Below are 26175 nucleotides of genomic sequence, written 5' to 3' on the forward strand. Positions count from 1 at the left end.
TAAGCGACGGCTACGCCGTCTGATCGATCCATTCGATCGGCGCCACCGTCACCTCGCCGCCGGCGACCTTCCGCGTCATTTCCTGATAAGCCTTGAAGAAGTCGCGCGATTGCAGCGCCTTTTGCGCGGCCTCGTCGGTGACGCTGGCGAGGTGGAAGTAGCTGGCGTCGTCGCGGTTCTTCAGGACCCGATAGCCGATCCGCCCCTTCAACTCCGGATCGCCCTCGATCGCCTTGATGAAGCGGCCGATCTCCTGGTGCCAGGCTTCCGTCGTGCCGTTCCTGAATTCGTACCTGATCATGAAGTGCTTCATGTGACGCTCCCTGTTCGTCTGGTGCGCCATCATCTGCGCCTTGCAGGCGATCCTGCAAGTATGGACAAAATTGATAGTATGGACTTTTTCGACGTCGCTCCTATCCTCCTGCAAGCTGGCTGCGTATGAAGGAGACGACATGGCAAGGGCAAACCCGGCGCGCACCTGTCCGGTTACGGCCTTTCAGAAGATGATCAGCGGCAAGTACAAGCTCCGCATCGTCTGGGACCTCAGGGACGGCCCGCGCCGCTATGGCGAGATCAGGAGCGGCCTGCTGCGCGGCATGGCCGGCAGCGCCGAGATCACCCCGCGGGTGCTCAGCCGCGAATTGAAGGCGCTGACCCAAAGCGGCCTGATCGACCGCAAGGATTTTGGCGAGGTGCCGCCGAAGGTCGAGTATCGCCTGACGCGCAAAGGCAAGAGCTTCGTGCCGGTCGTCGCCGCGATCCGCGACTGGGGCGAACGCAACCTCAGTGAGACGGCGGCGTTGGCGGAGGCCGCCGAGTAACGCTCACATCTCGCCGGTGATGAACGGATTGGTCATCCGTTCCTGGCCGATGCTCGAGCCGGCGCCGTGGCCGCAGATGAACCCGACATCGTCGCCGAGCGGCAGGAGCTTGGTCTTGATCGAGTTGATCAGCGTGGCGTGACTGCCGCCGGGCAGGTCGGTGCGCCCGACCGAGCCGGCGAACAGCACGTCGCCGACATGGGCGAAACGCAAGTCCTTGTTGAAGAACACCACGCTGCCGGGCGAGTGGCCCGGGCAGTGCAGAATGTCGAAATGCAGGCCGCCGATCGACACGCTGTCGCCCTCGTCGAGCCAGCGGTCCGGCTCGAAATTGCGCACCTCCGTCATGCCGAAGCGGGCGCCGCTCTCGACCACGTTGTCGAGCAGGAATTTATCCGCGACATGCGGCCCCTCGATCGGCACCTTCAGCGCATCGCGCAATTCGGCCGCGCCACCGACATGGTCGATATGGCCGTGCGTCAGCCAGATCTTCTCCACGGTGATGCCGGTCTGCTTGATCGCGTCCAGAATCTTCGGAACGTCGCCGCCGGGATCGATCACCACGGCTCTCTTGCTGGGCTCGTCCCAGATGATGGTGCAGTTCTGCTCGAACAGCGTTACGGGAACGATGATCGCGCCGGCCTTGGCTTGTTGGGATTCTTGGGTGTCGTTTTGCTCGGTCATGGGCCTCACAATGCCGATTTTTGCCATGCCGCCAAGCAAAAGATTCGTGCCCCACCCGGGAACAGCCGCACCCCCCGTCACACGGCCGTCCCAATTCGCTTGCTGGTTTGAACCGCAGCGTTCGTTCCGCGTTCACTCGCGCGAGACGCAGAATTTTGGGTGGGTTTTCCGGCATGGCTCAGGGCGGCGAAAAGTGGTGGCGCGACGGCATCTTCTATCAGATCTACCCGCGCTCCTTTCAGGACTCAGACGGTGACGGCGTCGGCGATCTCGCCGGCATTCTGCGCCGGCTGCCTTACGTGAAATCGCTCGGCGTCGACGCGATCTGGCTGTCGCCGATCTTTCCCTCGCCGATGGCCGATTTCGGCTACGACATCTCCGACTATACCGGCATCGATCCGCTGTTCGGCACGATGGCGGATTTCGATGCGCTGCTCGCGGCTGCGCATGACAACGGGCTGAAGCTGATCCTCGACCTCGTGCCGAACCACACGTCAAGCCAGCATCCCTGGTTCGTCGAGAGCCGCGCCTCGCGCGATAATCCCAAACGCGACTGGTACGTCTGGCGCGATCCGGCCGCCGATGGCGGTGTCCCAAACAACTGGCTGTCCGAATTCGGCGGCAGCGCATGGCAGTTCGACGAGACGACAGGTCAATATTACTACCACGCCTTCCTTGCCGAGCAGCCGGATCTCAACTGGCGCAATCCGGATGTCCGCGCGGCGATCTACGACGCGATGCGGTTCTGGCTGGAGAAGGGCGTCGACGGCTTCCGCGTCGACGTGATCTGGCACCTGATCAAGGATGCCGAATTCCGCGACAACCCGCCGAACCCGCATTACGTCGAGGGCCGGCCGCCGAACGAGAGGATTCTGACGCAATACTCCACCGACCAGCCGGAGGTGCATGACGTCATCGCCGAGATGCGGCGCGTCACGGACGCGTATCGCGACCGCGTGCTGATCGGCGAAATCTATCTGCCGCTGCACCGGCTGATGGCCTATTACGGCAACGATCTCACCGGCGCGCAGATGCCGTTCAACTTCGCACTGCTCTCGACCTTCTGGAGCGCGCGATCGATCGAGACAATCGTCGAGGATTACGAGAAGGCGCTGCCGAAGGGCGCCTGGCCTAACTGGGTGCTCGGCAATCACGATCGTCCGCGCGTCGCGAGTCGTGTCGGGCCGGAGCAGGCGCGCGTCGCCGCCATGTTGCTGCTGACGCTGCGCGGCACGCCGACGCTCTATTACGGCGACGAGATCGGCATGCATCAGCTGGCGATCTCCCCCGAGGACGTGCGCGATCCCTTCGAGAAGAATGTGCCCGGCATCGGAGTGGGGCGCGACGGCTGCCGTACGCCGATGCAGTGGGATGCGTCGCCGGCCAGCGGCTTCTCCGGCGTAAGGCCCTGGCTGCCGCTGCCGGAGGACCATATCCGCGAGAACGTCGCCGATCTCGAAGCCGATTCGCGTTCGATCCTCAGTCTGTACAAGCGGCTGATTGCCTTGCGGAAGGCATCTCCGGCGCTGGTCGAGGGCGACTACCATCCGATCGCCGCGCAAGGCGATCTGCTGGTCTATCGCCGCGAGGCCGAGGGCATCGCGATCATCGTCGTCCTCAATCTCGGGCCCGACCCGATCGCCGTGACCACCAGCGCGATCCGTTTCAACAGCGAGATCTTGCTGTCGACGTTTCTGGATCGCGAGGGCGAGAGGCTGGAAGGCGTGCTGGACCTGCGCGGCAATGAGGGCGTGGTGGTGATGCTGCCATACATCTAGCCGTTCGCGGGGACGACAGATGAGCGTGTGGTCGCGGTTCATCGGACAGTGTCCGCGCCTACCGGAATCGGGTAAGCTCCCCCCATGGACAGCACCGCCCGCAACATCGCCCTGGTTCCGCCGCCCGACCGCCGCCAGTCGGAGACGGCGCTGGCGATCGCTCGCGGCACGGCGCGGCTGCTGCGCTCGCTCGGCTTTACCTGCATCAGCGAACTGCCGCTGCCGTCGGGCCGGCGCGCCGATCTGGTGGCGCTCAACGAGCGCGGCGAGATCTGGATCGTGGAGATCAAATCGTCGGTCGAGGATTTGCGTGCCGACCAGAAATGGCACGAATACCGCGCCCATTGCGACCGGCTGTTCTTCGCCTTCACGCAGGATCTGCCGTGCGAGATCTTTCCGCAAGACACCGGCCTGATCATTGCGGACGCCTATGGCGCGTACATGCAGTGCGAGGCGCCCGAGCACAAGATCGCCGCCGCCACGCGCAAGCAGATGACGGTGCGTTTCGCGATGGCGGCAGCGCTACGGATCAACCGTCTGGTCGACCCGCAGGGCCACGCGGATTTTTGGGAGTAGCGGCGCGGCGAACTCGGACGCCGTAGGGTGGGCAAAGCGAAAGCGTGCCCACCATCCAAGCCGATCAGGATTGAAGTAGAAGCGGTGGGCACGGCGCTACGCGCCTTTGCCCACCCTACGAGACCGTTACCGCGGCGCGCGCTTCGCCAGAATCCGCTGCAACGTACGCCGGTGCATATTCAGCCTGCGCGCCGTCTCCGAGACGTTGCGGTTGCACATCTCGTAGATGCGCTGGATGTGCTCCCAGCGGACGCGGTCGGCGGACATCGGGTTCGTCGGCAACTCGGATTTCTCCGAGCTGGTCGAGAGCAGCGCGGCGACGACGTCGTCGGCATCCGCGGGCTTCGACAGATAATCGATCGCACCCATCTTCACGGCGGTCACGGCGGTGGCGATGTTGCCATAGCCGGTCAGCACGATCGCGCGGGCTTCGGGGCGCTTCTTCTTCAGCGCGGAGACGACGTCGAGACCATTGCCGTCGCCGAGCCGCAGATCCACGACGGCGAATGCGGGCGCGGCCTTGCCGATCTGCGCGAGGCCATCCGAGACGGTGTCACACGACGTCACCGCAAAGCCACGGGTCTCCATCGCGCGCGACAACCGCTCCAGGAACGGCTTGTCGTCCTCCACGATGAGAAGCGAGCGGTCGGTCTGTTCATTCAGTTCGGCGATGGCGTTCAAGGTGTTGTCCTCTCTCTGCACATCTACATATGGCGTCGCAATCAGGCGGTGCCAAGGCCGCAAATAGTCGATCGGCCCTGCTGTGCGACGCAAGGTCGCGGCCTATCCTATTGTTTCTTCGAGCGTCTCGATAGTCTCAAAACGCTCTCTCGGCCAATTGATGTGAACCACCGCACCGTGTTCCGGAAAGGTCCGGTTGGTAAACGAGACCTTGGCCCCGGTGCGTTCCAGCAAGGTGCGCGCGATGAACACGCCAAGCCCGAGCCCACGCCGCTCGCCGCCGCCGTCATCCAGATTGCGCCGCCGCGACAAATAGGGCTCGCCGATCCGGTTAAGGATATCGGGCGGAATGCCCGGGCCGTCGTCGGAGATCACGAGCTCGATCGTGTCCTTGTTCCACCATGCATTCACCTCGACGGTGGTGCGGGCGAAATCGACCGCGTTCTCGACGATGTTGCCGACCCCGTAGAGGATCGCGGGGTTGCGCGAGCCGATCGGCTCGGCGAAGGCCGCCACCGCGATCCGCACCTTGATGTCGACGCCGAAATCGCGGTGCGGGGCCACCACCTCCTCGATCAGCTCCGACATTTTCATGCGGTCGAACGGCGCGCCTTCGGAGGAAAGCTGGGTGATCTTGCTCAAGATGTCGCGGCAGCGCTGGGTCTGCTCGCGCAGGGTTTTCAGGTCGGCGGCGAAACTTGGGTCCTTCACCGTCTTTTCCAGCTCGCGCGAGATCAGGAAGATGGTCGCGAGCGGTGTACCGAGCTCGTGCGCCGCTGCGGCAGCCAGGCCGTCGAGCTGGGTCAGATGCTGCTCGCGTGTCAGCACCAGCTCGGTCGCAGCCAGCGCGTCGGCGAGCTTGCGCGCCTCCTCCGTCACCTGGAACGAGTAGAGGCTGGTGACGCCGATCGCGAGCACGATCGAGAGCCAGATGCCGATGAGATAGATCGGCGGCAGCACCAGGGGATCATCGGAATCCCAGGGCAGCGGCAGATGGAAGAAGAACAGGACCGAAGCACAGGCCACCGCGAGCAGGCCGAGGCCGAAGGTGAGGCGGGCCGGTAGCGCCGTGGCCGAGATCAGCACGGGCGCGAGGAACAGGAACGAGAACGGGTTCTGCAGTCCGCCGGTGAAGAACAGCAGCCCCGCCAGCTCCACGATGTTCAGCGCGAGCAGTCCGGCCGCCTGCATCGGCTCCAGCCGTTGCAGCGGATTGGACACGGTCTGGAGCGCCAGGTTGAGCGCCGCCGACAGCGCGATGATGCTGACGCAGGGGACGATCTCGACGTTGAACTCCAGCCCCTGCGCCACGATGAAGATCGCCGCGAGCTGGCCGAGCACCGCCAGCCAGCGCAGCCGCAGGATCGTGTCCAGGCGGATATGCCGCTGTGCATGGCGGAAGTCGGTATCGGCAGTCTCGGTCATCTCGGCCAATGTGGCGGTGCCTTCTCGGTCACAAACGCGGGGCTCGCGGAACCACCCGGATTACAAGCCTTGCGCTATCCGCTGCAATAGCAGAAGAACGGCTAGCATGACCGGGAACGACAAAGCTTCAAGTCCGCCGACTGTCGCGGAGCGCGGCTCCTCTGCGGCCATTGCGGTCGATCACCTCGTCAAGGTCTACAAGCAGACCCGCGCCGTCGACGATATCTCCTTTTCGCTGCCGCGTGGCAGCATCACCGGGCTCCTGGGCGGCAACGGCGCCGGCAAGACCACGACCATCGCGATGATCATGGGCCTGGTGCTGCCGACCTCCGGCCGCGTGCAGGTGCTCGGGCATCGGATGCCCGAGGAGAGCGCGGCGGTGCTGGGGCGGATGAATTTCGAGAGCCCCTATGTCGACATGCCGATGCGGCTCACGGTGCGGCAGAACCTCACCGTGTTCGGCAAGCTCTATGCGGTGAAGAACGTCTCCGATCGCATCGCCAGGCTGGCCGACGAGCTTGATCTCACCGAATTCATCGACCGCGCCAACGGCAAGCTCTCCGCCGGGCAGAAGACCCGCGTCGCGCTGGCGAAGGCGCTGATCAACCAGCCCGAGCTGCTGCTGCTGGACGAGCCCACCGCCTCGCTCGACCCGGATACGGCCGACTGGGTGCGCGCGCATATGGAGCGCTATCGCAAGGAGAACAACGCCACCATCCTCTTGGCCTCGCACAACATGCTCGAGGTCGAGCGTCTCTGCGACCGCGTCATCATCATGAAGCGCGGCCGCATCGAGGACGACGACACGCCGGAGGCCATCATGGCGCGCTACAACCGCACCACGCTGGAGGAGGTGTTCCTGGACGTCGCGCGCGGGCGGGCGAACGGTGCGAAGGAGGCGGCGCGATGACCGAGCTCTCCCTTCATCGCGGCATTTCCATCCATCGCATCGGCGCGATGATCCTGCGCTACTGGTACCTGTTGATGTCGTCCTGGCCGCGGCTGCTCGAGCTGCTTTATTGGCCCGCGCTCCAGGTCATCACCTGGGGCTTTCTCCAGCTCTACATCGCCGAGAACGCCAATTTCTTCGCGCGCGCCGGCGGCACGCTGATCGGCGCCGTCATCCTCTGGGACATCCTGTTCCGCGGCCAGCTCGGCTTCTCGATCTCGTTCCTCGAGGAGATGTGGGCGCGCAACATCGGCAACCTCATGATGAGCCCCCTGAAGCCGATCGAGTTTCTGCTGTCGCTGATGATCATGAGCATGATCCGGCTCGCGATCGGCGTCATCCCGATGACGCTGCTCGCGCTGTTCCTGTTTCACTTCAACGTCTACGCCCTCGGTCTGCCGCTGATCGCGTTCTTCTGCAATCTGATCTTCACGAGCTGGGCGGTCGGCATCTTCGTCTCGGGGCTGGTCTTACGAAACGGCCTTGGCGCCGAGAGCATCGTCTGGACCCTGATGTTCGCGATCATGCCGCTCGCCTGCGTCTACTATCCCGTCAGCGTGCTGCCGGCATGGCTGCAATACGTCGCCTGGTCGCTGCCGCCGACCTATGTGTTCGAGGGAATGCGGGCGCTCCTGATCGAACAGACCCTCCGGATCGATCTGATGCTGCGTGCGTTGGCCATCAATGCGGTGCTGCTGGTTGCATCTTTTGGGGCATTCCTTGCCCTTTTGCGGAGCGCCAAGAAGCACGGCTCGCTGCTCTCGAGCGGTGAATAATCTCACTTTCCCGTGGATTCAGGCTGATTTAGCCGTTCCGGCTCCGTAGATGTACGGAACCATGCATTGACGCAATATTACGCATTCGGCAGTATGTTGCGATGCGAAGAGGATTTTAACGATGCCTATTGGTGAGTTCGGCGGCGCGCCGCCCCTGGCGGCCGAAGGCAGTCCGGTCCTGACGACGCCGATGTACTGGATGTACGAGATGGGGCAGGCCTCTCTCAATCCGGCGCGTGCGGTCACCGATGCGACCAAGCTTCTGTTTCAGAATCCCCTCAATCCGTGGGCGCGCACCGAGGTCGGCAAGTCTGTCGCCGCGGCCTGTGAATTGTTCGAACGCACCACGCGACGTTACGGCAAGCCGGAATGGGGCCTCAACGACACCGAGGTCAACGGCATCCGCGTTCCCGTCGAGGTCCGCTCGGTCTGGGAAAAGCCGTTCTGCAAGCTGCTCTACTTCGATCGCAAGTTCGCCCGTCCCTTGCGCAGCCCGCAGCCTCGCGTGCTGATCGTGGCGCCGATGTCCGGCCACTACGCGACGCTGCTGCGCGGCACGGTCGAGGCCTTCCTGCCGGCGCATGAGGTCTACATCACCGATTGGGCCGACGCCCGCATGGTGCCCCTGAGCGAGGGCCGCTTCGATCTCGACGACTACATCGACTACGTCATCGAGATGCTGCACGTCCTTGGCGGCAACACCCATGTCATGGCGGTGTGCCAGCCCTCCGTTCCCGTCGTTGCCGCCGTCTCGATCATGGAAGCGCGGCGCGATCCCTTCGTGCCGACCTCGATGACGCTGATGGGCGGCCCGATCGACACCCGCCGCAATCCGACCGGGGTGAACAAGCTCGCCCAGGAGCGCGGCATCGACTGGTTCCGCAACACCGTCATCACCAAGGTGCCGTTCCCGCATCCCGGCATGATGCGCGACGTCTATCCGGGCTTCCTGCAGCTCAACGGGTTCATCAGCATGAACCTCGACCGGCACATGGACGCCCACAAGCGCCTGTTCGCCAATCTGGTGAAGGGCGACGGCGACCTCGTCGACAAGCATCGCGACTTCTACGACGAATATCTCGCGGTAATGGATCTCTCCGCCGAGTATTATCTGCAGACGGTCGACACCGTGTTCGTGAAGCACTCGCTGCCGAAGGGCGAGATGACCCATCGCGGAACACGCGTCGACCCCTCGAAGGTCACGCGCGTGGCGCTGATGACGGTCGAAGGCGAGAACGACGACATCTCCGGGCTCGGTCAGACCGAAGCAACACACACATTGTGCAGCTCGATCCCCGATCACCGCCGCGTTCATTACGTCCAGAAGGGCGTCGGGCATTACGGCGTGTTCAACGGCTCGCGCTTCAAGTCGGAAATCGTGCCGCGCATCCATGACTTCATGGTCTCGGCTGCGAATCCGAGCTCGTTGCAGGCTCTTGCGGCTGAATAGAGCGTTTTCGAGCGAAGTGGCGACCGGTTCGCGTAAAGAAAACGCGTCAGAATAGGAATCCAGAGCCGTTCCGATCCATCGGAACGGCTCTGGGCGCGTTTTTCGGCTTTCCCGCTGAAAATCGACGCCCTGCCGGGGGTTCCGGCAGGGGTTGGTTCCCTCCAGATTCGCGGTATTTAGGTAGCCTTATAGGAGTGAGTCCCACCTCAGCCCTTGGGGGTGCCGCATGCGTCCAGCGGGGGCGAAAAAACCGGGTTCCAACCCCAGTCTGTAGGGTCTCCCGGACGCTAGACCGCTGTATATTGGGCAAATGATTTGTTTTTGCGCCGAGCGCTTTCCCTGGCGGCGGTTATGGCAGAATCCGGGCGCCCTCCTGCCCCCCGGACTGACAGACATGGCCACTCGCGCACTCCTCTATCGGCGGCCCCACGAGCCGAAGACCCTGGTCATCACCCATGGATCGCAGTTTTTTGCGATTCGATTGCGTCGGCACCGCCGCGCGCGCCGCTACACGCTCAGAATCCATCCGAGCGATCGCGAAGCCATCCTCACCATCCCGCCGCGCGGCACGCTGGCCGAAGCCAAGGACTTCGCACAACGTCACGGCGCGTGGATCGCTGCACGTCTCGGCCGTTTGCCGAAGGCTGCGCCGTTCCAACCCGGCACAGTGATACCGCTACGCGGCACGGCCCATCGTATCGTTCATCGTGCCGGCACGCGCGGCACGGTATGGACAGAAGTGCGCGACAGCGGTGAACGCATTCTCTGCGTCGCCGGCGGGGTCGAGCATGTCGACCGCCGCGTCAGCGACTTCCTCAAGCGCGAGGCGCGCCACGATCTCCAGCGCTCGGCGGAGGCCTATGCCGTCGAGCTCGGCGTCAGGGTCAAGCGCCTCTCGATCCGCGATCAGTCCAGCCGTTGGGGCTCCTGCACCTCGGCCGGCTCGCTGTCGTTCTCCTGGCGCCTCATCCTCGCGCCGCCCTACGTGCTCGACTACCTCGCCGCGCACGAGGTCGCCCATCTCGTCGAGATGAACCACTCGGCGCGGTTCTGGCGCGTCTGCGGAAAGGCCTGCCCGTCGATGGAGCGCGCCAAGAAGTGGCTCGATACGCACGGCAACGACCTGCACCGGTACGGTGTCGAGGATTAGGGCGCGCTGCAGATTAGGCCTCGCTGCTAGCCCAACACTCACTGTCGTCGCCCGGCTTGACCGGGCGACCCAGTATTCCAGAGGCGGTCATTGTTAAGCCGAGAAGCCGCAGCGTACTGGATTCCCTGCTTTCGCGGGGAATGACAGCGGAGGACGGGGCGACATCAGTGCGTCTCGTGCCACGCTTCCCGATTTTCCCGAACGACCGACCATCGGACTATCCAGGCGAGCAGCTCTCGTCGCGCGACATCGCGGGCGTTGAACGCCGACGATGGCTGCTCGTTGTTCGGCGTCAGCCGGGATGATCTTGCTTGATGTGCTTTGACTCGTCGCCCGGATGCCGCGCGTCCTCAGACCATCTCTCAGGTCAGGCGCTGATATCTGCGCTTGTCCCCGGCTGCGCGCGCGAGGCGAGATAGGACGATTGCAGTTGCGCGGTGGCCTTCTGGCTCTCGGCCAGCATCGCCTGGAAGGCCGCGTCGAGCTGATCGCGACTATAGATCGCAGAATTGCTCTGACGCGGTGTCCATTGCGATTGCGTGATCGCGGTGGATGCTTTTTCGACGGTGCCGCCAAGCAGCTTGGCGTAATTGTCGGCTCGCCATTGCGCCAGATCAGGTCCACTCAGACCGGGAGGATCCTCGAGCTTGCCGATCTTTGCGGCCGCCGCGTTGGTCATCGTCGAGGACCCGCCATTGTACAGTGTGGCCACCACCTTGCCGTCAACCTTCACCTGGGCGTAGGTGTTCTCAGGTGCATCGTCCGAGACGGCCGGTTGAGTCGCGTTCGCGCCGTGGGTCATCAGCCAATTCGTTGCCATCAGGTCGCGCAGGACCGGGTTATCCGCCACCGAGATCGGCTTGGCGCCTTGCAGCGGCTTGAGTTGGGACACGCTGATTCCAGGGCTGCTGATCGCAGCGTCAGTTGCAGTCGACGCCTCCGGCTGGAGATCTGATGCCGTTGTCGCATTGGAACCGGACGTTGATGCAGGACGCAGATAGGGCAACGCCGCGCTGGATAGACCTGCAATCATGGAACGCTCCTTCCCACTAAACCCGAGTCTTCGGAACTCAACCTAAGAGAGCAATTCCTGGGCCGATGTCGGAGCCTTGAAGAGACTGGTGTTTTGGCGTTCAGGGATATTTCGGCATCGGTAAATCTTGCCGTCTTGGGCAGGACTTGTTGGGCAGGACTTGCCGAAGCCGTGGCGCGATGTCAGCCCGAGCAACCGCTGCTGGCCGCATCCATCACTGTCATCGCCCGCGAAGGCGGGCGATCCAGCACGCCGCGGCAGCTGTTTTGAATCTCCACGTCTCGGAATACTGGATTCCCCGCTGGAGCCTGTCATCGGGCTCGCCGAAGGCGAGACCCGGTGGCGGGGAATGACAGTTGTGAGTAGGGCGACGTCAGCGCGCTTTGCGCGATCCTCGCCATAGTTCGCGACGATTGCGCGGCACGCTCGATTTGTCCCGCCGGATCAAACGTTTCCTACAACCCACCGCGCGGCGCGCCTGATACCACCGGCTACTGTGCATGGGGTTGTTTTCGCGTTTTTTGTTTTGAGGCCCTGGGGACCTCAGCTCGAAGCTACCGATTTCCGCCGAACAGCCGGTCCATCAGCCAGCCGTCGAGGCCTGCTGCGGCTTCCGGCCGCACATTGGCGCGCGTCGGAGGCAGGCGATAGCCGCCACTGCTCGCCGGTGCCGGCCCCGGCGCTGTCGTCGCCGTCGGCGGCGACACCTGCGATGCCGCCTGCGCGAGGTTCGACAGCCCCCAGTTCGCTTGCGAGTTCGGCAAGGCGGCCACCGGCACGCCCTCGTGCGCCGTGCGCATGAAGCGGGACCAGACTTCGACGGGCAGGCCGCCGCCGGTCGCCTTCTTGGTCGGCGAGTTGTCGTCATTGCCGAGCCAGACGCCGGTGACGAGGTTGGCGGTGTAGCCGATGAACCAGGCGTCGCGATAATCCTGGCTGGTACCGGTCTTGCCGGCCGCCGGCCAGCCGGGGATCTCCGCCTTCTTGGCGGTGCCTGATATCAGCGTCTCCCGCATCATCGTGTTCATCATGCCGACATAGCGCGGGTCGATCACCTGGTTGCGCTCTTCCGCTTGCCGCATGTAGAGCAGCTTGCCACTGAGCGTCCTGATCCGCGTGACGACATGCGGCGCCACCGCGAAGCCGCCATTGGCGAAGGGGGCATAGGCGCCGACCAGCTCGACGACCGAGACTTCGGATGTGCCAAGCGCGATCGAGGCATTGGGCTCGAGCTTCGAGGAGATGCCGAGCCGGTGCGCGGTGCGCACCACGTTCTTCGGCCCGACCTCGAGACCGAGGCGGATGGCGACGGTGTTGAGCGACATTGCCAGCGCCTGCGTCAGCGTCACCGCGCCGAAATATTCATGGGTGTAGTTCTCGGGCTTCCAGCCCTTGACCTCGATCGGCGCGTCCTGACGCACCGTGTCAGGCGTCAGCCCCTGCTCGAGCGCGGTCAGGTACACGAACGGCTTGAACGAGGAGCCCGGCTGGCGTTTCGCGGTGACCGCGCGGTTGTACTGGCTGTCGGAATAGTTCCGCCCGCCGACCAAGGCGCGTACCGCGCCGTCAGGCGTCATCGCCACCAGCGCGCCCTGGCTGACATTGAACTTCACGCTCTTGGCCGCGAGCTCGTCGATAATGGCGGCTTCCGCCACGCTCTGCAGCTTCGGATCGATCGTGGTCTCGACCTTGATGCTCTCGTCGATCTGGCCGACCAGATCGTCCAGCACCTCGCCGATCCAGTCGGCGACGTAGTTGAGCGTGCCGGCTCCGGCCGGCTTCACGTTGTAGGAGGGGTGGCCGATCGAGGCCTGCGCCTGTGCTTCGGTGATGAATTTTGCATCCGCCATCGCCGCGAGCACGATCTGTGCGCGCGCTTCCGCGCCTTCCGGATTGCGGTTCGGCGCCAGCCGCGACGGCGATTTGACGAGGCCCGCCAGCATCGCGGCCTCGGCGACGGTGACGTCCTTCGCCGACTTGCCGAAATATTTCTGCGCCGCGGCCTCGACGCCATAGGCGCCCGAGCCGAAATAGACGCGGTTGAGATAGAGCTCCAGAATCTCGTTCTTGGAATGCTTGCGCTCCAGCCAGATCGCGAGCTCCGCCTCCTGCAGCTTGCGCGCCATGGTCCGCTCCTGGGTCAGGAACAGGTTTTTCGCCAGCTGCTGCGTCAAGGTCGAGCCGCCCTGCGAGACGCCGCGATGGAGCACGTTGGTGACGAGGGCCCGCAGGATGCCAATCGGGTCGATGCCGAAATGCGAGTAGAAGCGGCGATCCTCGATGGCGATGAAGGCCTTCGGCAGATAGGGCGGCAGGTCCTTCAGCGAGACGTTGGCGCCCGCCATCTCGCCGCGCTGCGCCAGCATGCTGCCGTCGATGCCGACGATCTGGATCGTCGGCGGGCGCTTGGGAATCTCCAGCGACTGGATCGGCGGCAGATGGGCGCCGACATAGATCACGACGCCGATCACGGCGATCATGCCCCACAGGCCGAGCACCGCACCCCAATAGACGAGGCGGCCGAGGCTGAAGCCTCCGCCCGATTTCGACCGGCGCTTGGCGCCGCTGCGGCCGGCTTGTGCCTTCCGCTCGCGCGGCGGCTCGTCGCCGGCATCCTCGCTCTTGCGCTTGGTGGATGCTTTCGTTGATTTCTTCGGCTTGTCCTCGCCGCCGGGGACGCGGTCGGCCGCGGTCAGGCGCAGATCGGCGAGCGCAGCAGGCAAGCCGAACAACGGCTCCTTCCGCCCACCCTTTTTCTTTCCCCACGCCATACGCAAAACGCCCGGTCAGCCCGCCCCGTCGCACGCTACCGGTCGCTGTTTAAGGCCCGGTTACCCAGAGCTTAACGCGCGATTAGGAGGTGCGGCATTCGCCAGCCGCAGTTCCGCTCGCCCGGCGGCAGAGCTAGGATCGCCCGCATAAAACAAGAGGGAACCGGCATGGGCCATATCGATCCGAGCAAGGAGATTTTTGCGCAGTTCCGGGACAACGACCGTCCCGGCCCGATCCACATGCTGAACCTCGTGCGCTTGCGCGAAGAGGCGGCCTATCCCGACGGCCGCAAGGCGAGCGGCGCGGAAGCCTATGCGGCCTACGGCCGCGAGAGCGGCCCGGTGTTCGAGCGCCTCGGCGGCCGCATCGTCTGGCAGGGCAAATTCGAGCTGATGCTGATCGGCCCGCAAGAGGAGCGCTGGGACCATTGCTTCATCGCCGAATATCCAAGCGTTGCCGCCTTCGTCGAGATGATCCGCGATCCCGTCTATCGCGAAGCGGTGAAGCATCGCCAGGCCGCGGTGGAGGATTCACGGCTGATCCGGCACGCGGTGCTGCCGGTGGGCAAGAACTTTGGAGAGATACCCACCTGAATGCCGTCGGGCGAATCTTTTTCCATCGTCATGGCCGGGCTTGACCCGGCCATCCACGCCTTTGACTTGCCGCTCCAAGAACGTGGATGCCCGGGCCTTCGCCGCGCCGAAGCGGCTTCGGCCGCGCAGGCGGGACAAGCCCGGGCATGACGTCGTTGAGGCAGTTGTTTCCGAGAACTAATCGATCGGGCCGGCATCCTCCAGGATCGGGCCGAACAGCTCCCAGCGCTCACCGTTGAATTTCATCATCTGAAGTTGCTTGTTGACGCGGTAGTCGGTCGCCGAGGTGTTGGCCTTGATACCGGGCAGCGCGGTGTCGCTGACGACGTCCTTCAGCGACGCGGCCTGCTTCATGACGTTCTCGCGCGTCAGGTCGTCGCCGCACTGCTTCAGCACATGGACCAGCAGCTGCGCCGTGCTGTAGCCGTAGGTGTTGAAGTTCGAGTCCTTGTCGCCGTCCGGATAGTACTTCGCCATGAAGTCGAAATACCTCTTCAGGCCGGCATCGTCCTTCCAGGTCGGATCGAGCGGTTCCTTGCCGTAGTTGACGCTGATCAAGCCCTTGGCGGCATCGAGGCCGGCCGGCTTCAGCACCGCGCCGACCGAGGTGGCGTTGATGTCGACGATCTGCACCGGATGCCAGCCCATCTCGGCGATCTTCTTGATCGCTTGTGCGGCCTGCTTCGGCGTGGTGGCGCTGAAGAACAGATCGGCGCCGGCGTCCTTGATCTTGAGGACCTGCGAATCGACGGTCGGATCGGAGACTTCGTAGGAGGCTTCGGTCACGATCATCTTGGCGGCCTTGTCGCCGAGGCCGGCCTTGATGCCGTTCAGATAGTCCTTGCCGAGGTCGTCGTTCTGATAGAGCACGCCGATCTTGGCGTTGGGATGCTCCTTCAGAATGTACTGGCCGTAGATGCGGCCTTCGACGAAGTAGTTGGGATTGAAGCCCATGGTCCACGGGAAGTTCTTCGGATCGGTGAACCGCGATGCGCCGGTGGCCGCGAACAACTGCGGCACCTTCTTGGAATTGAGATATTTCTGCACCGCCGCGTTCACCGGCGTGCCGATGATCTGGAAGGTCAGCAACACCTCGTCGCTCTCGACGAGCTTGCGGATCTGCTCCACGGCTTTCGGCGGCGAGTAGGCGTCGTCATACTGGATCAGATTGATCTTGCGACCGTTGACGCCGCCCTGGTCGTTGATCATCTTGAAATAGGCGGCCTGGGTCTTGCCGATCGACGAATAGGCCGACGCCGGTCCCGAAAACGGCATGGTCTGGCCGACCTTGATCTCGGTGTCGCTGGCGCCCGGATCATATTTTTTCTGGGCATTGGCCGCAGAGACGGACAGCGCCAGGGCCAGCGCCGTTGCCGTGGCCAGATGCAGCATTCCATTCCTCATTCGCAATTTCCTCGGTTTGTTATTGTCGATGATCTGCCCGGGTGCTCTTGCGCACAGGACGTCACCGCTGAGGGCGATTGTGGATGAGGCGTTGCTGCAACGCAAGGTGGGTGGAGACGCGCAGTTCGTAGGGTGGGTCAGCCTTGCGGCTGCGCGAAGCGCAGTCCGCCAGGCGTAACCCACCACTTCTGTTGCCGCGGATGTCGAAGAGGTGGATTACGCCGAGCAGATGCGCTTTGCGCATCTGCAGGGCTAATCCACCCTACGCAGTTACTAACCCGCCGGGCCGTTGTCCTCGATGATCGGGCCGAACAGCTCCCAACGCTCGCCGTTGAACTTCATCATCTGCATCTGCTTGTTGACGCGATAATCGTTCGGTCCGGTGTTGATCTTGATGCCGGGCAGCGCGAAGCTCGGGGTGAAGTCCTTGATGTTGGCGACCTGCTTCATCACGTTCTCACGCGACAGGTCGTCGCCGCACTGTTTCAGCACCTGCGTCAGCAACTCGGCGACCGAATAAGCATAGGTGTTGACCGTGTTGAGCTTGTCGCCTTCGGGGAAATACTTGTCCATGAAGGCGAAGAACGCTTTCACGCCCGGATCGTCCTTCCACTGCGGATCGCTCGGCTCCTTGCCGTATTGGGTCGAGATGATGCCCTTGGAGATGTCGAGGCCGGCCGGCTTCAGCGTCGCCGAGATCGGGCTCGCATTGATGTCGAGGATGTGCACCGGCGTCCAGCCGAGCTCGGCCACCTTCTTGATGGCCTGCGCCGCGAATTTCGGCGTCGACGCATCGTAGAAAAGATCGGCGCCGAGCGACTTCAGCTTGACCACCTGCGAGTCGACGGTCGGGTCGGTGACCTCGTAGGACACCTCGCCGACGATCATCTTGGCTGCCTTTTCGCCGAGGCCGCTCTTGAGGCCGGCGAGATAGTCGCGGCCCATGTCGTCGTTCTGGTAGAGCACGCCGATCTTGGCATTGGGATGATTGGCGAGAATGTACTTGGCGTAGATGCGTCCCTCGGACACGTAGTTGGGATTGTAGGCGATGGTCCAGGGATAGTTCTGCGGATCGTTGAAGCGTGCGGCGCCGGTGGAGGCCAGCAGCTGCGGGATCTTCTTGCCGTTGAGATATTTCTGCACGGCGGCGTTCGCGGCCGTGCCGATGATCTGGAAGGTGAACAGCACCTCGTCGCCTTCGACGAGCTTGCGCACCTGCTCGACCGTCTTCGGCGGCGAATAGGCATCGTCATACTGGATCAGATTGATCTTGCGGCCGTTGATGCCGCCCTGATCGTTGATCATCTTGAAGTAGGCGGCCTGGGTCTTGCCGATATTGGCGTAGACGGAATAGGCGCCGGAGAACGGCACGGTCTGGCCGATCTTGATCTCGGTGTCGCTCGCGCCGGTGTCATATTTCTTCTGGGCGAGGGCTTGGCTGGCGGAGAACGCGAAGGCGAGCGCCGCCGTGGCAGCTATGAAGGCTCTGCGATTGTTCATCTTGGTTGTTCCTCCTGACGGAATTTCCGGTCGACGGTCTTTTCCCGTTGATTGCAACGGTCGCCATCGCTGCCGGAGAGTGTGGAGGAAGGTCCGGCGCCGCGCAAGGATCGCGACGCTGCGCCGTAGCGTCTCAGGTCACGAGAATCAGGTCAGAAACAGTGCAACCAGTGCGATCGCCGCCGGCAGCGCCTGCACGAGCAGGATGCGGGTGCTGACGGTCGCCGCGCCGTAGACGCCGGCCACGATCACGCAGAGCAGGAAGAATGCCTTGATCTGGAATGCGAAGGCCGGGTTGCCGTGGACGAGGCCCCAGATCAGGCCGGCGGCGAGGAAGCCGTTATAGAGCCCTTGGTTGGCCGCCAGCACCTTCGTGATCTCGGCCTTTTCAGGCGTATTGCGGAATGTCTTCAAGCCAAGCGGCTTGTCCCAGAGAAACATCTCCAGGATCAGGAAGTAGGCGTGCAGTGCGGCGACCAGCGCCACCAGGACATTGGTGATCAGAATCAAGTTGAGCCCCCCAAAGCGTCAGCTTTCGGGTGGACGTTAGCACGGCCGGCATGGCAAGTGCGATGGCGTGTTTCGATGGCCTGGTGTCGCAATGCCCGCTCGATCAACCAAACCGCCTGAACGATTCGGCCTCGATCGCCTGACGACGCCGATCGGGATCGCGCTGCTCGTCACCGATGCCGAGGGCGCCTTGCGTGCGCTCGACTGGGAAGACTACGAGCACCGCATGCGCGAGCTGTTGCGCCTGCAATACGGCGCCGTGGATCTGAGCGATCTGCCTGCGCCGACGGAGATGCGGACGGCGCTGTCGGGTTATTTCGAAGGCGATCTCGGCCAGCTCTCGCGCGTCGCATGGCGCATCGCCGGCACGCCTTTCCAGCAAAGGGTCTGGACCGCGCTCGCGCAAATTCCTGCCGGTACCACGATGAGCTATGGCGCGATGGCCGCAAGGATCGATATGCCCAAAGCCATTCGTGCCGTCGGCCATGCCAACGGCTCAAACCCGATCAGCGTGGTGCTGCCCTGTCACCGCCTGATCGGCGCGGATGGCTCGCTGGTGAAATATGGCGGCGGGCTCGAGCGGAAGCGCTGGCTGCTGCGGCATGAGGGGGTAGAGATTTAGCTCTCTCCTCACGCCGCCGGCTGCACCGCCTTGTCGCCGGCCATCACGTGGGTCAGCGCGCTCTTGATTGCGGACTGGCGCGTCGGCGCGTTGATCTGCGCGCCCAGGAGGTCGGTGACGTAGAACACGTCGCGGGCACGCTCGCCGAAGGTCGCGACATGGGCCGAGGCGATGTTGAGGTTGAGCTTCGAGATCGCGGTGGTCAGCTCGTAGAGCAGGCCGGGGCGGTCGAGGCCGGACATCTCGATCACCGTGTAGCGGTCGGACCATTGGTTGTTGATGGTCACTTCCGGCTCGATCGTGAAAGGCCGCGCCTTGCTGCGCACGGTGCGCCGCGCCACCACTTCGGGCAGCCGCAGCTTGCCTTCCAGCACGTCCTCGATCATCTCGCCGATGCGCGTGGCGCGCCTTCCCTCGTCCTCGTCGCGATCGTATTCCCTGGAGATCGAGATCGTGTCGAGCGCGCGGCCGTCGGTCGTGGTGTAGATCTGCGCGTCGACGATGTTGGCGCCGGCCGAGGCGCAGGCGCCGGCGATGATCGAGAGCAGCCAGGGATGGTCGGCGGCGAAGATCGTGAGCTCGGTGACGCCGCGCACCTCGTCGAAGCCGACATTGATCGCGAGCTTGTGGCCGGCCTGTTCGCTGGAGCGGACGAAGCGGGCATGGCGGATCTTTCGCGGCAGCTCGACCTTGAGCCAATAGGCGGGATAGTGCCGGCCGATATAGGCATCGAGCTCGTCCGCCGGCCACTCGGCGAAGGCCATGCGGAATTCGGCGTAGGCGGCCGTGAGGCGCTTGCCGCGGTCGACTTCCGAGAAGCCGCCGGTCAGCACCGGTTCGGTTTCATAATAGAGAGAGCGCAGCAGCTGCGCCTTCCAGCCGTTCCACACGCCCGGGCCGACGCCGCGGATGTCGGCGGTGGTCAGGATCGTGAGCAATTTCATCTGCTCGACCGACTGCACCACGGCGGCGAAATTCTCGATGGTCTTGCGGTCGGAGAGGTCGCGCGACTGCGCGACCGTGGACATCGTCAGATGCTCCTCGATCAGCCAGGCCACGAGCTCGGTGTCGGCCGCGCTGAAGCCGAGCCGCGGGCACAGCCGGCGCGCCACCTTGGCGCCCGCGATCGAGTGATCCTCCGGCCGTCCCTTGGCGATGTCGTGCAGCAGCGTCGTGATGTAGATCACCGCACGGTGCTCGGGCCGGATCTTGCGGAAGAGATCGCTGGCGACCGTGAACTCCTCGATGCCGCCGCGCTCGATGTCCTGCAGGAAGCCGACGCAGCGGATCAGATGCTCGTCGACGGTGTAGTGATGATACATGTTGAACTGCATCATCGAGACGATCTTGCCGAAGGCGCGGATGAAATGGCCGAGCACGCCGGTCTCGTTCATCCGCCGCAGCACGATCTCGGCGTTGTCGGAGGTCAGGATCTCCATGAACAGCCGGTTCGCTTCCGGGTTCTCGCGCAGCTGCGCGTTGATCAGTCCGAGCGAGCGCGTCACGTCGCGCATCGCGTCCGGATGGAAGGCGAGGTTGTTCTTCTGCGCCAGACGGAAGATCCGGATCAAATTGACCGGATCGTGCTTGAACACGTCGGGCGCGGCGACGTTGATGCGGTTGTTGTCGACGAGGAAGTCGTCGCTGTCGGGGACGCGGCGCTTCGCGGGCGCGGGGCGCAGCCGCGCCATCATCCGGCTCAGCACCGGCGCGGGCTTGGCCTGCTGGTCCTCGAGCTTGGCGCAGAGGATGGCGGTGAGGTTGCCGACTTCCTTGGCGACCAGGAAGTAGTGCTTCATGAAGCGCTCGACGTCCTGCATGCCGGGATGCGAGGTGTAGCCGAGCCGGACCGCGATCTCGCGCTGGAGATCGAAGGAGAGGCGCTCCTCCGCGCGGCCGGAGTAGAAGTGCAGATTGCAGCGCACCGACCAGAGGAAGTCGGCGCAGCGGCGGAAGGTGCGGTATTCCTGCGCGTCGAACACGCCGCGCTCGACCAGCTCGTCGGTATCACGGACGCGGTAGACGTATTTGGCGATCCAGAACAGCGTGTGCAGGTCGCGCAAGGCGCCCTTGCCGTCCTTGACGTTGGGCTCGACCAGGTAGCGCGACTGGCCGCCGCGGCGGTGGCGCTCCTCGCGCTCGGCGAGCTTTGCGGTGACGAATTCGGACGCCGTGCCCTGCACCACGTCCTTGTCGAAGCGCGCGACCAGTTCGTCATAGAGCGGCTGGTCGCCGGTCAGGAAGCGCGTTTCCAGGATCGCGGTGCGGATGGTCATGTCGCCGCGCGCCTGCCGGATCGATTCATCGACCGAGCGCGTGGCGTGCCCGACCTTCAGCCCCATGTCCCAGAGACAGTAGAGAATAGCCTCAGCCACCTGCTCACCCCAGGCGGTCTGCTTGTAGGGCAGGATGAACAGGAGATCGATGTCGGATTCCGGTGCCATCAGGCCGCGGCCATAGCCGCCGGTCGCGACCACCGCCATGCGCTCCGCGCCGCTCGGGATCGGCGAGCGGTAGAGATGCCGGGTCGCCGCCGAATACAGGATGCGGATGATCTCGTCCTGCACGTGGCACAGCCGCTCGGCGCAGCGCCGGCCGTGACGGTCCTTCAGCAGGATCGCCTGCGCCGCGGCGCGCGCTGCGATCAGCTCGGCCTTCAGCATTTGCGCCATGGCCGTGCGGAACGTGTCCTCACGTCCCTGATGCTTCTCGGCAAGCGCATCGACCGCGGCGGTGATCCGCGCGGTGTCGAAGCGATCGTCCACCTCTGGCTTGTGCTCAGTCGCGACGCTGTCCATGTCTCACCGGATATAAGAGGTGACAGGCGCTGTCACCCGCCATTCTCTGGCAATAGTCGTTCCATGCTGGAAAAGGCCGGCCTCGGGCAAAATCGTTCTCGGCCGAGGGGCTTTCGGGATAGCGATTTTCTCGTTGACCTCTAGAAATAACTCATTGAAAAACAATGAAGTTTTTGAGGAGGCTGGGCATGACCGGGATTACACGACGCATTCTGTTGGCGGGGGCTGTTGCGCTCGCCATGACCCCCGCGGCACGGGCGGCGGATCCGCTCAAGGAAATCCGCATCGACTGGGCGACCTACAATCCGGTGTCGATGGTCCTGAAGCAGAAGGGTCTGCTGGAGAAGGAGTTCGCCAAGGACGGCATCAGCATCATTTGGGTGCAGTCGGCCGGCTCCAACAAGGCGCTCGAATTCCTCAACGCCGGCTCGATCGATTTCGGCTCGACCGCGGGCTCGGCGGCGCTGGTGGCGAAGATCAACGGGAACCCCATCAAGTCGATCTACGTCTATTCGCGTCCCGAATGGACGGCGCTGGTGACATCAAAGGATTCCAAGATCGCGAGCGTTGCTGATCTCAAGGGCAAGCGCGTCGCGGTGACGCGCGGCACCGATCCGCACATCTTCCTTGTGCGCGCGCTGCTCGGTGCAGGCCTGACTGAGAAGGACATCACGCCGGTGCTGCTCCAGCACGCCGACGGCAAGACCGCGCTGATCCGCGGCGACGTCGACGCCTGGGCCGGCCTCGATCCGATGATGGCGCAGGCCGAGGTCGAGGAAGGTGCAAAACTGTTTTATCGCAAGGCGGATGCCAACACCTGGGGCATCCTCAATGTGCGCGAGCAGTTCTTGAAGGACTATCCGGACGCCGCCCGCCGCGTGCTCGCGGTGTATGAAGAGGCCCGCAAATATTCGCTGGCGAATTACGACGACCTGAAGAAGACCTTCATCGCCGTGACCAAGCTGCCGGACGCGGTCGTCGACAAGCAGCTCAAGGAGCGCACCGAGCTCACCCACAGCCGCATCGGCGCACCCCAGCGCGAGTCGATCCTCGCCGCCGGCCTTGCCCTGCAGCAGGCCGGCGTCGTCGACGCCAAGGTCGACGTGAAGGCCACGCTGGATGCCCTGATCGACGACCAGGTCCCGCTGCCGACGAACTAGTTCTGCGCAAGAGGCAGGTGCGCGCAACAAACTCCGCTGTCGTCCCGGGGCGCGAAGCGAGCCCGGGACCCATAAGCCCAGGGAGTAGTTTGACGCGAAGGCGGTCACTCCGAGTCCCCGTAGCCATGTCTGCCTGTGGCTATGGGTCCCCCGCCTTCGCGGGGACGACGCAAGAAAGCGCGGCAAGAGTAGTGTTGCATTCCCTCGCCAGACGCGCTTCCTACCGGCCATGATCACCGACGCGCCAGTCCTGCAACAGACATCGGAACCGGCCGAGAGCGCCGCCGCGCCCTCGCGGCTGTCGCGTTATGCGCGGCCGTTGCTTGGAATCTTGCTGCCGCTCATCCTCGCGCTCGGCTGGGAGCTGGTGGTCTGGTCCGGCTGGTCCAACGGCCGTCTGGTGCCGCCGCCCTCGCGCGTCTTTGCGACCATCGCCGAGCTCGCCCGCTCCGGAGAGCTGGTCCGCCACATCGCCGCGACGCTATGGCGGGTCGGTCTCGGCTTCGCCTTCGGCGTGATCGCGGGCACCGTGCTCGGTGCCATCTCCGGCTATTGGTCGCTGGCGCGGCGGCTGCTCGATCCGACCGTGCAGGCGCTGCGTGCGATCCCTTCGCTGGCCTGGGTGCCGTTATTCATCCTCTGGCTCGGCATCTTCGAGACCTCCAAGATCGCGCTGATCGCGGTCGGCGTGTTCTTCCCGGTCTATCTCGGCGTGATGGGCGCGATCCTTTCCGTCGATCGCAAGATCGTCGAGGTTGGTCGCACCTTCCGCCTCTCCGGGTTCGCCATGATCCGCCGCATCCTGCTGCCTGCCGTGCTGCCGGCCTATGTGGTGTCGTTGCGTGTCGGCCTCGGGCTTGGCTGGATGTTCGTGGTGGCGGCCGAGCTGATCGGCGCCTCGGAAGGCCTCGGCTATCTCCTGCTCGACGGCCAGCAGCTCGGCAAGCCCGCGCAGATTTTGGCCGCGATCGTCATCTTCGCCATCCTCGGCAAGCTCACCGACTGGCTGATCGAGGTCGCAGCCGCGCCGTTCCTGCGCTGGCAGGACGCCTTCGGGCGCGCGAAGGGAACGTAACACGATGCTGGCGCTCGACCGGGTCAGCAAGACCTATCCCAACGGCGTGCAGGCGCTGGCGCGCTTCTCCGCCGAGATCAAACAGGGCGAGATCGTCGCCATCATCGGCGGCTCCGGCTGCGGCAAGTCCACGCTCTTGCGCGCCATCGCAGGCCTCGATCGCGCGAGCGCAGGCACGGTGACGCTCGACAGCGAGGCGATCAATTCGCCGCACGCAAAAATCGGCATCATCTTCCAGGAGCCGCGGCTTCTGCCCTGGCTCAGCGTCGCCGACAATATCGGCTTCGGCCTTGCCGACCTGCCCGCGACTGAGCGGAGCGAGAAGGTGGCGCGCGCGCTCGCCCGCGTCGGCCTCGCCGACAAGGCGCAGGCCTGGCCGCGTGAGCTCTCGGGCGGGCAGGCGCAGCGTGTCGCGATCGCGCGTGCGCTGGTGCCGCAACCGGAAGTGCTGCTGCTCGACGAGCCGTTCTCGGCGCTCGACGCCTTCACCCGCAGGGATCTCCAGGATCATCTGCTCGACCTCTGGGCCGATACGCGGCCGACCTTGATCCTCGTCACACATGACGTCGACGAGGCCGTGGTGCTGGCTGATCGCGTTTTGGTGATGCGGCCGCGGCCGGGCCGGCTGTTCGACCAGATCGAGATCAATCTGGGCCGGCCGCGCGACCGCAATTCGCCGCTGTTCGAGAATTTCAAGCGAAGTGTGCTGACGTCACTCGACCGTTCGCTGGACCGCAACGTGCCCGACCGTGACGCAACCCAGGGTCCCGGTCAGGCCATGTGGTGGTGACATTTTCTCTCTGAGCCGGTACATCGAAGGACGATTTTTCCGGGAGAGAACAAGATGGACGCCGCAGCACTGCGCCAGATGCAGGCCCCGATCAAGGAACGCTACAAGACCGATCCCAAGACCGCGATGATCACGCTGAAGGCCAAGGGCTCGACCGACAGCGAAGGCATCGCCTGCAAGGTCGAGACCGGCCGCGCCATCGCGATGGCGGGCCTGCATCCGGCCACCGGCGGCTCCGGCCTCGAGCTCTGCTCCGGCGACATGCTGCTGGAAGCCTTGGTCGCCTGCGCCGGCGTCACGCTGAAATCGGTTGCGACCGCCATCGAGATCCCGCTGAAGACCGGCAACGTCTATGCCGAGGGCGATCTCGATTTCCGCGGCACGCTCGGCGTCGACAAGGAGACCCCGGTCGGCTTCGCCGAGATCCGCCTGCGCTTCGAGGTCGACACCGACGCGCCGCAGGACAAGCTCGATCTCCTGCTCAAACTCACCGAGCGCTATTGCGTGGTCTACCAGACCATCAAGAGCGGCCCGAAGGTTTCGGTGTCGATGCAGCGGATGTGACTTCCTGCCCCTCCCCTTGAGGGGGATGGTCGATCGCGCGTAGCGCGAGCGGGGTGGGGTGATCTCTCCACTCGGGCACCGTATCCGTCGAGAGACTGTCACCCCACCCCGTCTCATATTTCGCTACGCTCCAGATGAGCCGACCCACGAGCGAGCTTCGCTCGTCTCGGACCCCTGCCAGGGCAGGGTAAGAAGCAAAAAATGCCCCCCGAGCTCCACTTCATCATCTTCCTCGTCCTGCGCATGGCGATCGCCGCGGCGTTCGTCGTGTCCGCGTCGTTCATTGCCGAGCGCACCGGTCCGGTGATCGGCGGACTGGTGGCGACCTTGCCGATCTCGGCCGGTCCTTCCTACGTCTTCCTCGCGCTCGACCATGACGCCGCCTTCATCGCGCAAGGCGCGCTGTCGAGCCTTCCGGTCAACGCCGCGACGATCGTCCTTGGGCTCACCTATGTCGTGCTGGCGCAGCGGAACAATCTGCTGGTGAGCGCCGGCAGCGCGGTCGCGGTGTGGATCGTGCTGGCCTCCATCATCCGCCTGTTCGACTGGACCCTGACCGCCGGGCTCGCCGTCAACCTGGTCGCCTTCGGCATCTGCATTCCGCTGCTCGCAAGGTACCGCCATGTGAAGATGCCGCTGGTGACGCGTCGCTGGTACGACATTCCATTCCGCGCCTCGCTGGTCGCGACGCTGGTTGCGATCGTGGTCTCGACCTCGGGCTGGGTCGGCCCGCGGGTGAGCGGCGTCATCGCGCTCTACCCGATCGTGTTCACCAGCATGATGGTGATCCTGCATCCGCGCATCGGCGGCCCGCCGACCGCCGCCGTGCTCGCCAACTCCGCCTGGGGCCTGCTCGGCTTCGGTCTGGCAATTGCGGTGCTGCACGTCGCCGTCACGCAGTTCGGCTCGGCGATCGGCTTGAGTTGCGCACTCGCCACCTGCATCGGCTGGAACCTGACGCTGTGGTGGATGGGACGACGGAAGAGGCCGATGCATCAGCCGCGCCGCGCTTCGTAAGGCGAGATACGCTACGCTTGGGACCTCAACCCTGCGTCAGGATAGTT

General features: G+C 64.2%; 24 protein-coding genes. 14 read left to right on the top strand and 10 right to left on the bottom strand.

Annotated features, from left to right (window positions below):
• Positions 1-10 precede the first annotated feature (10 nt).
• Positions 11-313, bottom strand: a complete 303-nt coding sequence (locus tag AB7535_RS37640; RefSeq protein ID WP_223153830.1) for a hypothetical protein — start codon at positions 311-313, stop codon at positions 11-13.
• A 139-nt stretch (positions 314-452) separates the two neighbouring features.
• On the opposite strand from AB7535_RS37640, the gene AB7535_RS37645 reads away from it, so the two are divergent.
• Positions 453-821, top strand: coding sequence for a winged helix-turn-helix transcriptional regulator (locus AB7535_RS37645; RefSeq protein WP_071908999.1), 369 nt, complete (start codon positions 453-455; stop codon positions 819-821).
• Positions 822-824: 3 nt separating this feature from the next.
• On the opposite strand, the gene AB7535_RS37650 is transcribed toward AB7535_RS37645, so the two are convergent.
• Positions 825-1505, bottom strand: coding sequence for an MBL fold metallo-hydrolase (locus AB7535_RS37650; protein ID WP_283017870.1), 681 nt, complete (start codon positions 1503-1505; stop codon positions 825-827).
• Positions 1506-1678: 173 nt separating this feature from the next.
• Here AB7535_RS37650 and AB7535_RS37655 point away from each other — a divergent pair, with 173 nt between their 5' ends.
• Both AB7535_RS37655 and AB7535_RS37660 read left to right on the top strand, forming a co-directional pair.
• Entirely contained in the window at positions 1679-3283 is a 1605-nt protein-coding gene (locus AB7535_RS37655) for an alpha-amylase family glycosyl hydrolase (protein ID WP_283017869.1), read from the top strand.
• 84 nt (positions 3284-3367) lie between these two features.
• Positions 3368-3859, top strand: coding sequence for an MmcB family DNA repair protein (locus tag AB7535_RS37660; protein WP_283017868.1), 492 nt, complete (start codon positions 3368-3370; stop codon positions 3857-3859).
• Positions 3860-3985: 126 nt separating this feature from the next.
• Here AB7535_RS37660 and AB7535_RS37665 read toward each other — a convergent pair whose 3' ends face one another.
• Together AB7535_RS37665 and AB7535_RS37670 are read right to left on the bottom strand one after the other, a co-directional pair.
• Positions 3986-4540 (bottom strand): ActR/PrrA/RegA family redox response regulator transcription factor, encoded by a 555-nt coding sequence (locus AB7535_RS37665; protein ID WP_014491094.1) that lies wholly within the window; start codon positions 4538-4540, stop codon positions 3986-3988.
• A 102-nt stretch (positions 4541-4642) separates the two neighbouring features.
• Complete coding sequence (locus AB7535_RS37670) at positions 4643-5965, bottom strand: ActS/PrrB/RegB family redox-sensitive histidine kinase (protein WP_028149359.1); 1323 nt, start codon at positions 5963-5965, stop codon at positions 4643-4645.
• A 106-nt stretch (positions 5966-6071) separates the two neighbouring features.
• Between AB7535_RS37670 and AB7535_RS37675 the strand changes: the two genes are divergently transcribed.
• The 4 genes from AB7535_RS37675 to AB7535_RS37690 all read left to right on the top strand — a co-directional run bounded on the left by AB7535_RS37675 (position 6072) and on the right by AB7535_RS37690 (position 10290).
• Entirely contained in the window at positions 6072-6875 is an 804-nt protein-coding gene (locus AB7535_RS37675; RefSeq protein ID WP_028149360.1) for an ABC transporter ATP-binding protein, read from the top strand.
• The gene (locus tag AB7535_RS37680) at positions 6872-7690 is read left to right on the top strand and encodes an ABC transporter permease (RefSeq protein WP_063980053.1); all 819 of its coding nucleotides are present in this window, start codon (positions 6872-6874) and stop codon (positions 7688-7690) included. Before AB7535_RS37675 ends, AB7535_RS37680 begins: the two co-directional genes overlap by 4 nt.
• 121 nt (positions 7691-7811) lie before the next feature.
• Complete coding sequence (locus AB7535_RS37685; RefSeq protein ID WP_071909004.1) at positions 7812-9140, top strand: polyhydroxyalkanoate depolymerase; 1329 nt, start codon at positions 7812-7814, stop codon at positions 9138-9140.
• Positions 9141-9450: 310 nt separating this feature from the next.
• Positions 9451-10290, top strand: a complete 840-nt coding sequence (locus AB7535_RS37690) for a M48 family metallopeptidase (RefSeq protein ID WP_063980051.1) — start codon at positions 9451-9453, stop codon at positions 10288-10290.
• Positions 10291-10657: 367 nt separating this feature from the next.
• On the opposite strand, the gene AB7535_RS37695 is transcribed toward AB7535_RS37690, so the two are convergent.
• Together AB7535_RS37695 and AB7535_RS37700 are read right to left on the bottom strand one after the other, a co-directional pair.
• Positions 10658-11323 (bottom strand): hypothetical protein, encoded by a 666-nt coding sequence (locus AB7535_RS37695; protein ID WP_354113295.1) that lies wholly within the window; start codon positions 11321-11323, stop codon positions 10658-10660.
• Positions 11324-11877: 554 nt separating this feature from the next.
• Positions 11878-14094 (bottom strand): transglycosylase domain-containing protein, encoded by a 2217-nt coding sequence (locus AB7535_RS37700; RefSeq protein ID WP_354113296.1) that lies wholly within the window; start codon positions 14092-14094, stop codon positions 11878-11880.
• Positions 14095-14262: 168 nt separating this feature from the next.
• On the opposite strand from AB7535_RS37700, the gene AB7535_RS37705 reads away from it, so the two are divergent.
• The gene (locus tag AB7535_RS37705) at positions 14263-14688 is read left to right on the top strand and encodes a DUF1330 domain-containing protein (protein ID WP_166066578.1); all 426 of its coding nucleotides are present in this window, start codon (positions 14263-14265) and stop codon (positions 14686-14688) included.
• A gap of 177 nt (positions 14689-14865) precedes the next feature.
• Here the strand turns inward: AB7535_RS37705 and AB7535_RS37710 are convergent, their stop codons facing one another.
• The 3 genes from AB7535_RS37710 to AB7535_RS37720 all read right to left on the bottom strand — a co-directional run bounded on the left by AB7535_RS37710 (position 14866) and on the right by AB7535_RS37720 (position 18096).
• Positions 14866-16092 (bottom strand): ABC transporter substrate-binding protein, encoded by a 1227-nt coding sequence (locus AB7535_RS37710; RefSeq protein ID WP_354113297.1) that lies wholly within the window; start codon positions 16090-16092, stop codon positions 14866-14868.
• A 273-nt stretch (positions 16093-16365) separates the two neighbouring features.
• On the bottom strand, positions 16366-17592 hold the full coding sequence (locus AB7535_RS37715; RefSeq protein WP_166066633.1) for an ABC transporter substrate-binding protein: 1227 nt from the start codon (positions 17590-17592) through the stop codon (positions 16366-16368).
• A gap of 147 nt (positions 17593-17739) precedes the next feature.
• On the bottom strand, positions 17740-18096 hold the full coding sequence (locus tag AB7535_RS37720) for a DUF1304 domain-containing protein (RefSeq protein WP_206706279.1): 357 nt from the start codon (positions 18094-18096) through the stop codon (positions 17740-17742).
• 97 nt (positions 18097-18193) lie between these two features.
• Between AB7535_RS37720 and AB7535_RS37725 the strand changes: the two genes are divergently transcribed.
• A complete protein-coding gene (locus AB7535_RS37725; RefSeq protein ID WP_208067687.1) occupies positions 18194-18724 on the top strand; it encodes a methylated-DNA--[protein]-cysteine S-methyltransferase in 531 nt (176 codons plus the stop codon).
• 8 nt (positions 18725-18732) lie between these two features.
• On the opposite strand, the gene AB7535_RS37730 is transcribed toward AB7535_RS37725, so the two are convergent.
• On the bottom strand, positions 18733-21522 hold the full coding sequence (locus tag AB7535_RS37730) for a [protein-PII] uridylyltransferase (RefSeq protein ID WP_166066760.1): 2790 nt from the start codon (positions 21520-21522) through the stop codon (positions 18733-18735).
• Positions 21523-21710: 188 nt separating this feature from the next.
• Between AB7535_RS37730 and AB7535_RS37735 the strand changes: the two genes are divergently transcribed.
• The 5 genes from AB7535_RS37735 (at position 21711) to AB7535_RS37755 (ending at position 26128) form a co-directional block, all read left to right on the top strand.
• Positions 21711-22682, top strand: a complete 972-nt coding sequence (locus tag AB7535_RS37735) for an aliphatic sulfonate ABC transporter substrate-binding protein (protein WP_014491109.1) — start codon at positions 21711-21713, stop codon at positions 22680-22682.
• Positions 22683-22911: 229 nt separating this feature from the next.
• Complete coding sequence (locus AB7535_RS37740; protein ID WP_166066780.1) at positions 22912-23757, top strand: ABC transporter permease; 846 nt, start codon at positions 22912-22914, stop codon at positions 23755-23757.
• Between the two features lie 4 nt (positions 23758-23761).
• Positions 23762-24547 carry an ABC transporter ATP-binding protein gene (locus AB7535_RS37745; protein ID WP_166066789.1) on the top strand — a complete coding sequence of 262 codons (786 nt, stop codon included), beginning with the start codon at positions 23762-23764 and terminating at the stop codon, positions 24545-24547.
• A gap of 54 nt (positions 24548-24601) precedes the next feature.
• Positions 24602-25111, top strand: a complete 510-nt coding sequence (locus AB7535_RS37750) for an OsmC family protein (RefSeq protein WP_166066808.1) — start codon at positions 24602-24604, stop codon at positions 25109-25111.
• 201 nt (positions 25112-25312) lie between these two features.
• Entirely contained in the window at positions 25313-26128 is an 816-nt protein-coding gene (locus AB7535_RS37755; RefSeq protein WP_063980040.1) for a hypothetical protein, read from the top strand.
• Positions 26129-26175 lie beyond the last annotated feature (47 nt).

It is taken from the genome of Bradyrhizobium sp. 956_D2_N1_4, from assembly GCF_052076025.1.
In the GTDB taxonomy this organism is placed as follows: Bacteria; Pseudomonadota; Alphaproteobacteria; order Rhizobiales; family Xanthobacteraceae; genus Bradyrhizobium; species Bradyrhizobium barranii.